We start from the raw sequence: 13,001 nt of genomic DNA on the forward strand, positions 1-13,001 counted from the left end.
GCCCCTGACATTTGTTTATTTGCAGACGTTGGCGATCGCTTCGGCCAGCAGGTCGAGGCGCGTCGCATCGATCCCGGCGACGTTGGCCCGGCCCGAGCTGACCATGTACACGCTGTGATGCTCGCGCAGGTTTTTCACCTGTTCCGGCGAGAGGCCGGTGTAGGAGAACATCCCGCGTTGCACGCCAATGTGCGCAAAACGCTCGCGCAGACCGTGGGGCTCCAGCGCTTCCACCAGGCCACTGCGCAACTGGGCGATGCGCAGACGCATGGCTTCCACTTCGTCGGCCCAGCGGCGTTTCAGCTCCGGGTCGGCGAGGATCGTCGCGACCACAGCCGCGCCGTGATCCGGTGGTGTCGACCATAGGTTGCGGGCGATATGCGCCAGCTGGCTGCGGATGTCGATGAGCTTGTCGGCGGTTTTCGCGCAGACGATCAGCGCACCGGTGCGGTCGCGATACAGACCGAAGTTCTTCGAGCAGGAACTGGTGATCAGCAGCTCGGGCAACTCGGCGGCGAACAGCCGGGTTGACCATGCGTCCTGCTCCAGACCGTCGCCGAAACCCTGGTAGGCAAAGTCGATCAGTGGCAATAGATTACGGCTGCGCACCACGTCCAGCACGCGGTGCCAGTCGTCGTGACTCAGATCGAAACCGGTCGGGTTGTGGCAGCACGCGTGCAACAGCACCACATCACCTTTCGGCACTTCACTGAGCACGGCGAGCATCGCATCGACATCGAGGCGGTTGTCGCTGCCGACGTACGGGTAATGGCTGATCTTGACCCCGGCGGCCGCGAAAATCGTTTCGTGGATTGGCCAGGTCGGGTTGCTCAGCCACACGCCTTTGCCCGGCAGACATTGCGCGATGAAGTCCGCCGCCAGACGCAGGGCACCGGTGCCGCCCGGCGTCTGGGTGGCGCCGGCACGCTGCTGGGCGATCAGTGCAGAATCGGCACCGAGCACCAGCTCATTGATGACCTTGCCGAACAGCGGATTGCCGTGGCCACCGATGTAGGTCTTGGTGTCCTGGCTCTCGACCAGACGCGCCTCGGCGATTTTCACCGCTTCGGGAATCGGCGTCAGGCCCTGGGCATCCTTGTAGACGCCCACGCCGAGGTCGAACTTGCGCGGGTTGGAATCCTGCGCGTAGGCCTCCATCAGGCCGAGTATCGGGTCGCCGGGCACCCGGCCGATGGCGTCGAAGTGCATTACTTGCGTCCTTCTGCAGTCTTGGCCACTTCGTCAGTGCGCGCGGCCATGATGAAGTCGTTGCGGTGCAGGCCCTTGATCGAGTGGCTCCACCAGGTCACGGTGACTTTGCCCCACTCGGTCAGCAGGCCCGGGTGGTGACCTTCGGCCTCGGAGATCTCGCCGACGGCGTTGGTGAAGGCCAGGGCGTGCTTGAAGTTCTTGAACAGGAAGACTTTTTCCAGCTGCATGATGCTGTCGCGTACTTCGATGTTCCAGTCAGGGATCTGCTTGATCAGGATCGGCAATTCTTCATCGCTGACCTGTGGAGCATCGGCACGGCACGCTTCGCAATGGGCTTGGTTCAAGGTGGACATGGTGTACTTCCTGAAATCTAGAGGTGTTTTTTTATATTGGCTGACAATGTCGTCACGCTAAACCAAAGCCGCGACGACTGACAGACTCACTTGTAAGTAAAAGCCACGGTTCACGCAGCTTTTGGTTTCGGCGGAAATTTCGGTGCGTGCAGACCCAGCTGCATGCCTTGCTTGACCATGCCCATGATGTCTTCGTGGGCGAGATCGAACAGGCGCTTGAGGTTCGGCAGGACAAAATACAGCGGTTGCAGGATGTCGATGCGGTACGGCGTGCGCATCGCTTCCAGCGGATCGAAGGCCTGGTGTTCAGGTTCGTCCGACAGCGAGTAAACGGTTTCCTTTGGCGAGGACAGGATGCCGCCGCCATAGATGCGTTTGCCCTGCGGGGTGTCGACCAGGCCGAACTCGATGGTCATCCAGTACAGGCGCGCCAGGTAAACGCGTTCTTCCTTGGTTGCTTGCAGGCCGAGCTTGCCGTAGGTGTGGGTGAATTCCGCGAACCACGGGTTGGTCAGCAGCGGGCAGTGGCCAAAGATCTCGTGGAAAATGTCCGGTTCTTGCAGGTAGTCCAGTTCTTCACGGGTGCGAATGAAGGTGGCCACCGGAAACTGCTTGCTGGCGAGCAATTCGAAAAAGGTCTGGAAGGGAATCAGCGCCGGGACGCGGGCGACCTGCCAACCGGTGGTCTCGCCGAGCACCTTGTTGATCTCGCCCAGTTGCGGGATGCGGTCGTGGGGCAGGCCGAGTTTTTCGATACCGTCCAGGTATTCCTGGCACGCCCGACCCTCGATCACTTTCAGCTGGCGGGTGATCAGCGTGTTCCACACCGCGTGTTCTTCGGCGGGGTAGTCGATAAAACCTTGCGCATCGGGCTCGCGGGCCACGTATTGCGTCTGCTTCATACTGCTCTCCTGCGAGGGGAATTCGTTCTTGTTATGTCCTGCTATGGACTGAGAAATACCCCAGAGCGTGCCGTGTTGCAGCAGGTTGAAGAACCGTCGGGTAGGAAAAGTCTCTTTAAATCGTAAAATTATCGTTACGCTTTGTGCGATAAGTCGTGATTGCGGTGATTCGCGGGTTTGAAACGACCTGTGTCTGTCACATAATCTTGACGACTATCTTGTGGGCGGCACAGAAAAATCCGCCCCTTTACCTGTTTCGGTCCTTTATATGCGTATCAAAGTCCACTGCCAGAACCGCATCGGCATCCTGCGCGACATTCTCAATCTGCTGGTGGAGTACGGGATCAACGTCGCCCGCGGCGAGGTCGGCGGTGAGCACGGCAACGCGATCTATCTGCATTGCCCGAACCTGATCAACCTGCAGTTCCAGGCGTTGCGGCCGAAGTTCGAAGCCATCGCCGGGGTGTTTGGTGTGAAGCGGGTAGGGCTGATGCCCAGCGAACGCCGGCACATGGAGCTGAATGCATTGCTCGGTGCGCTGGAGTTTCCGGTGCTGTCGATTGACATGGGCGGCTCCATTGTTGCGGCGAACCGGGCGGCGGCGCAGTTGCTCGGCGTGCGGGTGGACGAGGTGCCGGGGATTCCGCTGTCGCGTTACGCCGAGGATTTCGACCTGCCGGAACTGGTGCGCGCCAACAAGTCGCGAATCAACGGCATGCGGGTCAAGGTCAAGGGCGACATCTTTCTGGCCGACATCGCTCCCCTCCAGTCGGAGCACGATGACAGCGAGGCCATGGCCGGTGCGGTATTGACGCTGCACCGGGCGGACCGGGTCGGCGAGCGCATCTATAACGTGCGCAAGCAGGAGTTGCGTGGCTTCGACAGCATTTTTCAGAGCTCGAAAGTGATGGCGGCGGTGGTGCGCGAAGCCCGGCGCATGGCGCCACTGGATGCGCCGCTATTGATAGAAGGCGAAACCGGCACCGGCAAGGAGTTGCTGGCGCGGGCCTGTCACCTGGCGAGCCCGCGCGGCCAGTCGCCGTTGATGGCGCTCAACTGTGCGGGGCTGCCGGAGTCGATGGCCGAGACCGAGCTGTTCGGCTACGGCCCCGGTGCCTTCGAGGGTGCGCGGGCGGAAGGCAAGCTCGGGCTGCTGGAACTGACGGCGGGCGGCACGCTGTTCCTCGATGGTGTCGGCGAAATGAGCCCGCGCTTGCAGGTGAAATTGCTGCGCTTCCTGCAGGATGGTTGCTTCCGGCGGGTGGGCAGTGATGAAGAGGTTTATCTGGATGTGCGGGTCATCTGCGCCACTCAGGTGGATCTGTCGGAGCTGTGTGCGAGGGGGGAATTCCGCCAGGATTTGTATCACCGCCTCAACGTGCTTTCCCTGCACATTCCGCCATTGCGCGAATGCCTCGACGGTTTGACGCCGCTGGTGGAGCACTTCCTCGATCAGGCCAGCCGGCAGATCGGTTGCCCGCTGCCGAAACTGGCACCAGCGGCGATGGACCGGCTCAGCCACTACCACTGGCCGGGCAACGTGCGGCAACTTGAGAACGTGCTGTTTCAGGCGGTTTCGCTGTGCGATGGCGGGACGGTCAAGGCCGAGCATATTCGTCTGCCGGACTATGGTGTGCGTCAGCCGCTTGGCGATTTCTCCCTCGAAGGCGGGCTGGACGAGATTGTCGGGCGCTTCGAGAAAGCGGTGCTGGAGCGTTTGTATTCCGAGCACCCGAGCAGTCGGCAACTGGGTAAGCGGCTTGGGGTTTCCCATACGACCATTGCCAACAAGTTGCGTGAATACGAAGTCGGCAAAGACGCGTCCGAGTGATCCCGACCGGCCTGGTTGATTGCCGCGAAGCGGCATGACACCGCCGGTTTTTCGTCTTCGATACATTTCCTTCTTTCCCGCAAAACCCCTCAAGTCCTTTGTTTATCGGCTTCCTGGCTGTCAGAAAAAAGTTGGTCTGCAAATTGCTTGTGGCTCAGCAGTACAGCGGTGGGCGGCAAACGTCCGGCATGCAGAGGAAAGAGTGTGGACAAGTACCTTTATGTGGCAATGACCGGCGCCAGCCAGAACGCACTGGCGCAAAAGGCTCATGCCAACAACCTGGCGAACATCTCCACCAATGGTTTTCAGCGCGACCTGGAGCAGGCGCGTTCGATGCCGGTGTTCGGTGACAGCTTTCCGGCGCGTGCGTTTGCCATGAGCGAACGGCCTGCCACCGATTTCACTCCGGGCTCCCTGGTGCAGACCGGGCGTGACCTCGACGTGGCCGTCAGCGGCAACGGCTTCATTGCCGTGCAGAACCCCAACGGCGGCGAAAGCTACGTGCGCACCGGCAGCCTGAATATCGACGCCCTTGGCGTGCTGCGTGCCGGCAACGGCATGCCGGTGCTGGGCAATGGCGGTCCGATTGCCATTCCGCCGGAGCAGCAAGTGGAAGTCGGCGAAGACGGCACCATCAGTATCCGTGCGATGGGCGAAGGCCCGCGCGTCATGGCCGAAGTCGACCGGATCAAACTGGTCAACCCGGACATCAAGAACATGAACAAGGGCCTGGACGGTTCGATCTACACCAAGGACGGCCAACCTGCGCCGGCCGATGCCAACGTCAAGCTGGTGTCGGGTTTCCTGGAGTCGAGCAACGTCAATGCCGTGGAAGAGATGACCTCGGTGCTGGCCCTGGCCAAGCAGTTCGAGTTGCACGTCAAGATGATGAACACCGCCAAAGACGACGACCAGGCCATGGCTCGGGTCTTGCAGATCAGCTAATTATCAGAACGTCGCGCCGTAAAACAGGCGCACGAGGAGAATCGAATGCTTCCGGCTCTATGGGTTGCCAAAACCGGTCTGTCCGCCCAGGACACCAACCTGACCACCATTTCCAACAACCTGGCCAACGTGTCGACCACGGGTTTCAAACGTGACCGCGCCGAGTTCCAGGACCTGCTGTATCAGATCAAGCGTCAGCCAGGCGCCCAGTCGACCCAGGACAGCGAACTGCCGTCGGGTCTGCAAGTGGGTACCGGTGTGCGCATCGTCGGCACCCAGAAAAACTTCACCGCCGGCAGCCTGCAAACCACCGAGCAGCCGCTGGACATGGCCATCGACGGCCGTGGTTTCTTCCAGATCCTGCAGCCGGACGGCACCACGTCCTACACCCGTGACGGTACTTTCCACCTCGACTCCAATGGCCAGATCGTCAACGCCAGCGGTTTCGCGCTGGAGCCGGCGATTGTCATCCCGAACAACGCCCAGACCTTCACTGTCGGCCGTGACGGCACCGTGTCGATCACCGTTGCCGGCAACGCCGCGTCCCAAGTGATCGGTAACCTGCAGACCGCCGACTTCATCAACCCGGCCGGCCTGCAGGCCGTGGGCAACAACCTGTTCCTGGAAACCGCCGCTTCCGGCGCGCCGCAAGTCGGTACTCCGGGCCTGAACGGTTTCGGCACCACCCTGCAGAACACCCTGGAAACCTCCAACGTCAGCACCGTGGAAGAGATGGTCAACATGATCACCACCCAGCGCGCTTACGAGATGAACTCCAAGGTGATCTCCACCGCCGACCAGATGCTCTCGTTCGTAACGCAGAATCTGTAATCAAGTCTATGAGGCGGCCATGATGCCGCCTGCAACACCGTGAGGTAAGGGTCATGAAACGCTTCGTATCTGTTCTGGCATTGGGTGGGGTCGTCTCGCTCGCGGGCTGCGTCGCTCCGACGCCCAAGCCCAATGACCCTTACTACGCCCCGGTATTGCCGCGTACGCCGTTGCCGGCGGCCGCCAACAACGGCTCGATCTATCAGGCCGGTTTCGAACAGAACCTGTACAGCGACCGCAAGGCGTTCCGGGTCGGTGACATCATCACCATCACCCTGAACGAGAAGACCCAGGCCAGCAAGAACGCCAACTCGCAAGTGGCCAAGAACAGCAAGACCGGCATCGGCCTGACTTCGCTGTTCGGCGGCAGTGGCACCACCAACAATCCGTTGGGCGGTAACGATCTGAGCCTGGACGTCGGCTACAGCGGCGACCGCGCGACCAAGGGTGACAGCAAGGCGGCCCAGGGCAACACCCTGACCGGCTCGATCACCGTGACCGTCGCCGACGTGTTGCCGAACGGCATCATCGCCGTGCGTGGCGAGAAGTGGATGACTCTCAACACCGGTGATGAACTGGTGCGGATCGCCGGCCTCGTACGCGCCGATGACATCGCCACCGACAACACCGTGTCGTCGACCCGGGTCGCCGATGCGCGCATCACCTACTCGGGCACCGGTTCGTTCGCCGATGCGAGTCAGCCAGGCTGGTTCGACCGTTTCTTCCTCAGCCCGCTGTTCCCTTTCTAGGTGGCCAAGTTGAATTTCAAGAGCCTCATGGTGGCTGCCGTTTTGTTGTCGGCGGCCTTCAACGCACAAGCCGAGCGGCTGAAAGATATCGCCAGCATTTCCGGCGTGCGTTCCAACCAGTTGATCGGCTACGGCCTGGTGGTCGGGCTTAACGGCACCGGTGACCAGACGACGCAAACCCCGTTCACCCTGCAGACCTTCAACAACATGCTCTCGCAGTTCGGCATCAAGGTGCCGCCGGGATCGGGCAACGTGCAGTTGAAAAACGTCGCGGCGGTGTCGGTGAGTGCCGATCTGCCGGCGTTCGCCAAGCCGGGTCAGCAGGTCGATATCACCGTTTCGTCCATCGGTAACTCCAAGAGCCTGCGCGGCGGCACCCTGTTGCTGACCCCGCTCAAGGGTATCGACGGCAACGTCTACGCCATCGCTCAGGGCAACCTGGTGGTGGGTGGTTTCGATGCCGAAGGCCGTGACGGTTCGAAGATCACCGTCAACGTTCCGTCGGCCGGTCGCATTCCGGGCGGTGCCTCGGTCGAGCGTTCGGTGCCGAGCGGTTTCAACCAGGGCAACAGCCTGACGCTGAACCTCAACCGTTCCGACTTCACCACCGCCAAGCGCATCGTCGACAAGATCAACGACATGCTCGGCCCAGGCGTGGCCCAGGCCATCGACGGCGGTTCGATCCGCGTCACCGCGCCACTCGATCCGAGCCAGCGCGTCGACTATCTGTCGATCCTGGAAAACCTCGAAGTCGACCCGGGTCAGGCGGTGGCGAAAGTCATCATCAACTCCCGTACCGGCACCATCGTCATCGGCCAGAACGTGAAGGTTTCGCCGGCCGCCGTGACCCACGGCAGCCTGACCGTGACCATCACCGAAGACCCGATCGTCAGCCAGCCTGGCCCTCTTTCCAACGGCCAGACCGCCGTGGTGCCGCGTTCGCGCGTGAATGCTCAGCAGGAAGCCAAGCCGATGTTCAAGTTCGGCCCGGGCACCACCCTCGACGAAATCGTCCGTGCGGTGAACCAGGTCGGCGCGGCACCGGGTGACCTGATGGCCATTCTCGAAGCACTGAAGCAGGCTGGCGCGTTGCAAGCCGACCTGATCGTGATCTGAGGACGCCGCCCATGGATATGCGCAAAAGCGGTCTGGTCAGCAGCAGCGATTCGGGTTCGTACTCCGACCTCAATCGTCTGAACCAGCTCAAGGTCGGCGACAAGAACAGCGACGGCAACATGCGCAAGGTTGCGCAGGAATTCGAATCGCTGTTCCTCGGTGAGATGCTCAAGTCGATGCGCTCGGCCACTGAAGCGCTGGGCCAGGACAACCCGCTCAACACCCCGGCGGCCAAGCAATATCAGGAAATGTACGACCAGCAACTGGCCGTTTCCCTGTCCCGCGAGGGCGGTGGTATCGGTCTGGCCGACGTGCTGATGAAGCAGATGTCGAAGAACAAACCGATGGCGCCGGGCGAGGCTGCTGCCGCCTCCGCTGCCAAGCAGCAGGAAGTGCTGGCCAAGGCCGCTGCGGTGGAAACGCCGATTGCTGCCGGCACCGTGGCCACCAACGGTCCGCTGTCGCGCCTCAATGGCGAGCGTCCTTTATGGGCTTCGCGTTCGGTACATGCGCCGAACACCCAGCTGGCCCATCGCAATGACATGGAAATGATCAACCAGCGTCGCCTGGCACTGCCGCCGAAACTGGCTGATCGCTTGCTCGCCGGTCTGGTGCCTTCGGCCACGAACTCGGCAGCCAATCAATTGCCGCAGCGCGACACGATGGCTGCCGCCACCGGTTCCGGCCCGCTATACAACGGCGACTGGCTTGCCCGCGCCGAGGCGGACAAAGCCTCCGGCGGGCAGATGCAGATTTACGGTCGGGCCATGGCGCAGATTCCGCTGGCACCGGCGAAGAAAGCGTTCAGCAACGCCGACGAATTCGTCAACACCATGCTGCCGATGGCCAAAGAGGCGGCGGCGCGCATTGGTGTCGATCCACGTTATCTGGTGGCTCAGGCCGCACTCGAAACCGGTTATGGCAAATCGGTCATGCGCGCCCAGGACGGCACCAGCAGCCACAACCTGTTCGGCATCAAGGCCAGCAGCAACTGGAAGGGCGATTCGGCCCGGGCGATCACCAGCGAGTTCCGCAATGGGCAGATGGTCAAGGAGACGGCCGAATTCCGTTCCTACGCCTCGTACAAGGACAGCTTCCACGATCTGGTGACTTTGCTGCAGAGCAATAATCGCTATCAAGATGTGCTGAAGTCGGCCGATAACCCAGAACAGTTTGTACGCGAGTTGCAAAAGGCCGGTTACGCAACCGACCCGAACTACGCAAGCAAGATTTCGCAGATTGCCAGGCAGATGACGGTAAATCAGAACTACGCTGCGGCCGGCGTTTCAACAACGCCTTTATAAACACAAGGTAAGGTTTGAATCATGAGTTTGCTCAATATCGGGATGTCGGGGTTGGCCGCGAGTTCGTCCTCTCTGGCTGTGACAGGTAACAACATTGCCAACGTCGACACCGCCGGTTATTCACGCCAGCAAACCGTGCAGGGCACCAAGTCATCGATCCAGACTGGCAATGTGTTCATCGGTACGGGCACGACCCTGGCCGACGTGCGCCGGGTGTACAACTCTTACCTGGAAACCCAGCTGCATACCGCCACGTCGCTCAACAGTGAAGCGGCTGCCTACGGTGGCCAGGCGACGGCCCTGGACAACTCGTTGTCCGATACCAACACAGGCCTGACAGGCGTGCTGCAGAAGTTCTTCACCTCGATGCAGGGTGTGGCGACTTCGGCGACCGACGACACGTCCCGTCAGTCGGTACTGACCGGCTCGCAAGCGCTGACCAGCCGCTTCAACGCCCTGGCCAAACAGCTGAACGATCAGAACACCACGATCAATGGCAACCTCGGTGACATGGCCGCCCAGGTCAACAAGCTGGCCACCTCGATTGCCAATCTCAACCAGAAGATCGGTGAAGTTTCCACCAGCGGCGGTCAGCCGAACGATCTGCTCGACAGCCGTAACGAAGCGGTACGTCAGCTCTCCGAACTGGTCGGCGCACAAGTGGTCGAGCGCGGCACCAGCTTCGACGTCTACGTCGGCAGCGGTCAGCCGCTGGTTGTCGGCAACACCACCAACACCCTGAGCACCGTTCCGAGCAAGGACGACCCGTCGCGCATGGGCATCCAGATGGATCGTGGCTCAAGCACCATCGACATCACTTCGGTGATCAGCGGCGGTGAAATCGGCGGTCTGCTGACCTATCGCAATGAGGTGCTCAACCCGTCGCTCAACGAGCTGGGCCGTGTAGCACTGGTCATTGCCGACCAGATGAATCGCCAGCAAGCCCAGGGCATCGACAAGAACGGTGACTTCGGCGCGCCGATCTTCAATGACATCAACAGTGCCGCGCTGATCAGCCAGCGCAGCATTGCCTCCGCAGGCAACAGCGCGGGTTCGGGCAACCTGAACGTCACCATCAAGGACACCGGCAAGCTGACCACCAGCGATTACCAGGTCACCTTCACCAGCGCCACCAACTATTCGGTCAAGCGCTCCGACGGCACCGACATGGGTTCGTTCAGCACCACGACCACGCCACCGCCAGTGATCGACGGCTTCACCCTGGCCTTGAACGGCGGCGCGATGAACGCCGGTGACACCTTCAAGGTGACCCCGACCCGTGACGCGGCCACCAACATTCAGACCGTGCTCACCGATCCGAAGAAAATCGCGGCGGCGGCACCGTTGACCGGCGTGGCCAGTGCCAACAACTCCGGCAGCTACACCCAGCCGACGCTGGTCGACACCCTCGACATCACCAACCCGGCTTCCCAGGCCGAGTTGCAGAACGCGCTCAAGTATTCGACGCCGGTCAAACTGGTCATGGGTGCGGTCACCAGCGGCAGCCAGTCGTACAACATGGTCGATGCCAAGGGCAACACCATCGGCACCGGCACCATCGTGCCGGGCCAGGCCAACACCCTGAACCTGAAGATTGGCATGGTCGATTCCACCGGTGCTCCGGTGATGGATACCTCGGTCACGCCGAACGTGCAGAAAACCTTCACCGTGCAGACCACCGTGGGCGCGACGCCGAAGCCAGGCGAAACCTTCACGATCAACCTGACCGGCGCCGCTTCTTCGGACAACCGCAACGCGCAAGCGCTGGTCGGCCTGCAGACCAAACAGACCGTGGACACCGGCACCGGCAGCAAGGGCATCAGCCTGACCGACGCCTACAACAAACTGGTGACGAACGTCGGTACCAAGGCGGCCCAGAGCAAGTCCGACAACGACGCCACCTCGGCGATCCTCGATCAGGCCAAGGGCGCGCGCGATTCGCTGTCTCAGGTCAACCTGGATGAAGAGACCGGCAACCTGGTCAAGTATCAGCAGTACTACACAGCGTCTTCGCAGATCATCAAGGCTGCGCAGGAAACCTTCGCCACGCTGATCAACAGTCTTTAAGGAGTCGTAATTCATGCGCATTTCCACCGCTCAGTATTACGCGACACAAGCTTCCCAATATCAGCGTAACTACAGCAAGACTGTTGCCACCGCGAACGAGGCGAGCAGCCTGCAGCGCATCAACACCGCCGCCGATGATCCGATCGGTGCCGGGCGCCTGCTCAAGCTGGGCCAGCAGGCCTCGATGCTGGAGCAGTATCAGGGCAACATCGACACCACCAAGAGCGCGCTGACCGTGCAGGAGTCGACGCTGAGCTCCATCACCACGGCTTTGCAGCGCGCCAAGGAAATCGGCCTGGCCGCCAACAACGGCATCGCCACCGACGCAGACCGCAAGGCTTACGCCGACGAGTTGAGCCAGATCCAGCAGCAGGTGCTGGGTCTGATGAACTCCAAGGACGCCAACGGCAATTACCTGTTTTCCGGTTCCAAGACCGATACGGCGCCGTACTCGCAGAACGCCGATGGCACCTACACCTACAACGGTGACCAGACCCAGATCAGCCTGAACATCGGCGATGGCATGTCGGTCGGCACCAACACCACCGGTTGGGATGCTTTCCAGCAGACCATCAATACCAACCGCACTCAGACCACCATGACCGCTCCGGCTGTCGATGACGGTCGCGTGGTATTGACCGACGGTATCGTCGGTTCCAGCGCCACCTACAACGCCAAGTTTGCCGGTGGTCAGCCGTATACCGTCAGCTTCGTCAGCAGCACCCAGTTGAAAATCACCGATGCCCTGGGCAACGACGTGACCACTGAAGCCAGCCAGAACGGTCTGATCAGCAACAGCAACGGTGCGAACCAGACCGTCAGCTTCCGCGGCGTCGATCTCAAGTTGAACATCAACCTCAAGGCCGGCGACACCAACCCGGATGCCGTCATCGCCGGTCACAGCTTCCAGCTGTCGGCCACGCCTGACTCGTTCACCACGGCGCGCAGCCCGGGCAACCCGTCCACCGCGGTCATCACCGGCTCCGGCGTGACCAACCAGGGCGCTTACGACGCCACGTTCCCGTCGGGCGGCGGTGCGATCCTGAAGTTCACCAGCGCCACCAACTTCGATCTGTACGCGGCGCCCGTCACCGCTGACAGCAAGCCGATTTCGTCGGGCACCATGGTTGGCGCAAACGCCACGGCGGCGGGCGTGACCTTCACCATAGGCGGTACGCCGGGCGCAGGTGATCAGTTCTCGATCCAGTCCAACAACCACCAGACCCAGAACGTGCTCGATACCCTGGGCCAGATGGTCACTGCACTGAAAGCGCCGATCGATGGCGATCCGGTAGCCAAACAGAAATTCCAGGGCCAGATGGAGTCTGCGCTGGGCAACATCGAGAGCGCGTCCAATCAGATTGGTACGGCGGTGACGTCGATCGGTGCGCGCGGGCAGTCGCTCGACGACCAGAACACCACCAACCAGAGTCTGATCCAGGCCAACACCACGACCCAGGGTTCGATCCGTGATTCGGATCCGGCCGAGGTGATGACGCGCCTGACCTTGCAGCAGACCATGCTGCAGGCCTCGCAACTGGCGTTCAGCAAAATCAGCCAGCTGGGCCTGTTCAACAAGATCTGATACTGGCCGGGCGCGCGAGCGCCCGGTTGCTCTGACCGTTCTGTATTTTCTGTTTTCTTTTGCGGTTTCAAAGGGCTCGCTGTTCCGGGCGGGTTCCCGCCGCTTG

General features: G+C 61.3%; 11 protein-coding genes. 8 read left to right on the plus strand and 3 right to left on the minus strand.

From position 1 onward, the window contains the following. Positions 1 to 15: 15 nt before the first annotated feature. From IF189_RS07770 to phhA, 3 genes are all read right to left on the minus strand, one after another. Positions 16 to 1,209, minus strand: a complete 1,194-nt coding sequence (locus tag IF189_RS07770) for an amino acid aminotransferase (RefSeq protein ID WP_134825869.1) — start codon at positions 1,207 to 1,209, stop codon at positions 16 to 18. Further along, positions 1,209 to 1,565, minus strand: coding sequence for a 4a-hydroxytetrahydrobiopterin dehydratase (locus IF189_RS07775; protein WP_003222798.1), 357 nt, complete (start codon positions 1,563 to 1,565; stop codon positions 1,209 to 1,211). Before IF189_RS07775 ends, IF189_RS07770 begins: the two co-directional genes overlap by 1 nt. A gap of 110 nt (positions 1,566 to 1,675) precedes the next feature. Further along, positions 1,676 to 2,467 carry a phenylalanine 4-monooxygenase gene (gene phhA, locus IF189_RS07780; protein WP_041073052.1) on the minus strand — a complete coding sequence of 264 codons (792 nt, stop codon included), beginning with the start codon at positions 2,465 to 2,467 and terminating at the stop codon, positions 1,676 to 1,678. A gap of 268 nt (positions 2,468 to 2,735) precedes the next feature. On the opposite strand from phhA, the gene IF189_RS07785 reads away from it, so the two are divergent. The 8 genes from IF189_RS07785 to IF189_RS07820 all read left to right on the plus strand — a co-directional run bounded on the left by IF189_RS07785 (position 2,736) and on the right by IF189_RS07820 (position 12,895). Next, positions 2,736 to 4,298 (plus strand): sigma-54-dependent transcriptional regulator, encoded by a 1,563-nt coding sequence (locus tag IF189_RS07785; RefSeq protein ID WP_085710425.1) that lies wholly within the window; start codon positions 2,736 to 2,738, stop codon positions 4,296 to 4,298. A gap of 204 nt (positions 4,299 to 4,502) precedes the next feature. Further along, positions 4,503 to 5,243, plus strand: a complete 741-nt coding sequence (locus IF189_RS07790; RefSeq protein WP_085710427.1) for a flagellar basal body rod protein FlgF — start codon at positions 4,503 to 4,505, stop codon at positions 5,241 to 5,243. Positions 5,244 to 5,288: 45 nt separating this feature from the next. Beyond that, the gene (flgG, locus tag IF189_RS07795; RefSeq protein WP_007958342.1) at positions 5,289 to 6,074 is read left to right on the plus strand and encodes a flagellar basal-body rod protein FlgG; all 786 of its coding nucleotides are present in this window, start codon (positions 5,289 to 5,291) and stop codon (positions 6,072 to 6,074) included. Positions 6,075 to 6,127: 53 nt separating this feature from the next. Continuing rightward, positions 6,128 to 6,823, plus strand: a complete 696-nt coding sequence (gene flgH / locus IF189_RS07800; protein ID WP_007965503.1) for a flagellar basal body L-ring protein FlgH — start codon at positions 6,128 to 6,130, stop codon at positions 6,821 to 6,823. A 27-nt stretch (positions 6,824 to 6,850) separates the two neighbouring features. Next, on the plus strand, positions 6,851 to 7,939 hold the full coding sequence (locus IF189_RS07805; protein ID WP_065260802.1) for a flagellar basal body P-ring protein FlgI: 1,089 nt from the start codon (positions 6,851 to 6,853) through the stop codon (positions 7,937 to 7,939). Positions 7,940 to 7,950: 11 nt separating this feature from the next. Next, positions 7,951 to 9,243, plus strand: coding sequence for a flagellar assembly peptidoglycan hydrolase FlgJ (gene flgJ, locus IF189_RS07810; protein ID WP_192553084.1), 1,293 nt, complete (start codon positions 7,951 to 7,953; stop codon positions 9,241 to 9,243). Positions 9,244 to 9,264: 21 nt separating this feature from the next. Next, positions 9,265 to 11,310, plus strand: a complete 2,046-nt coding sequence (gene flgK / locus IF189_RS07815; protein WP_134825872.1) for a flagellar hook-associated protein FlgK — start codon at positions 9,265 to 9,267, stop codon at positions 11,308 to 11,310. 13 nt (positions 11,311 to 11,323) lie between these two features. Next, positions 11,324 to 12,895, plus strand: coding sequence for a flagellar hook-associated protein 3 (locus tag IF189_RS07820; RefSeq protein WP_134825873.1), 1,572 nt, complete (start codon positions 11,324 to 11,326; stop codon positions 12,893 to 12,895). Positions 12,896 to 13,001 lie beyond the last annotated feature (106 nt).

The organism is Pseudomonas sp. IzPS59 (assembly GCF_014863505.1).
Lineage (GTDB): Bacteria > Pseudomonadota > Gammaproteobacteria > Pseudomonadales > Pseudomonadaceae > Aquipseudomonas > Aquipseudomonas kribbensis.

Excerpts from the sequence above, each read along its gene's own strand:
- IF189_RS07805 (WP_065260802.1), top strand. The coding sequence starts at position 6,851 with ATGGTGGCTGCCGTTTTGTTGTCGGCGGCCTTCAACGCACAAGCCGAG.
- phhA (WP_041073052.1), bottom strand. The coding sequence starts at position 2,467 with ATGAAGCAGACGCAATACGTGGCCCGCGAGCCCGATGCGCAAGGTTTT.
- flgK (WP_134825872.1), top strand. The coding sequence starts at position 9,265 with ATGAGTTTGCTCAATATCGGGATGTCGGGGTTGGCCGCGAGTTCGTCC.
- flgG (WP_007958342.1), top strand. The coding sequence starts at position 5,289 with ATGCTTCCGGCTCTATGGGTTGCCAAAACCGGTCTGTCCGCCCAGGAC.
- IF189_RS07785 (WP_085710425.1), top strand. The coding sequence starts at position 2,736 with ATGCGTATCAAAGTCCACTGCCAGAACCGCATCGGCATCCTGCGCGAC.
- IF189_RS07775 (WP_003222798.1), bottom strand. The coding sequence starts at position 1,565 with ATGTCCACCTTGAACCAAGCCCATTGCGAAGCGTGCCGTGCCGATGCT.
- IF189_RS07820 (WP_134825873.1), top strand. The coding sequence starts at position 11,324 with ATGCGCATTTCCACCGCTCAGTATTACGCGACACAAGCTTCCCAATAT.
- flgH (WP_007965503.1), top strand. The coding sequence starts at position 6,128 with ATGAAACGCTTCGTATCTGTTCTGGCATTGGGTGGGGTCGTCTCGCTC.
- IF189_RS07770 (WP_134825869.1), bottom strand. The coding sequence starts at position 1,209 with ATGCACTTCGACGCCATCGGCCGGGTGCCCGGCGACCCGATACTCGGC.
- flgJ (WP_192553084.1), top strand. The coding sequence starts at position 7,951 with ATGGATATGCGCAAAAGCGGTCTGGTCAGCAGCAGCGATTCGGGTTCG.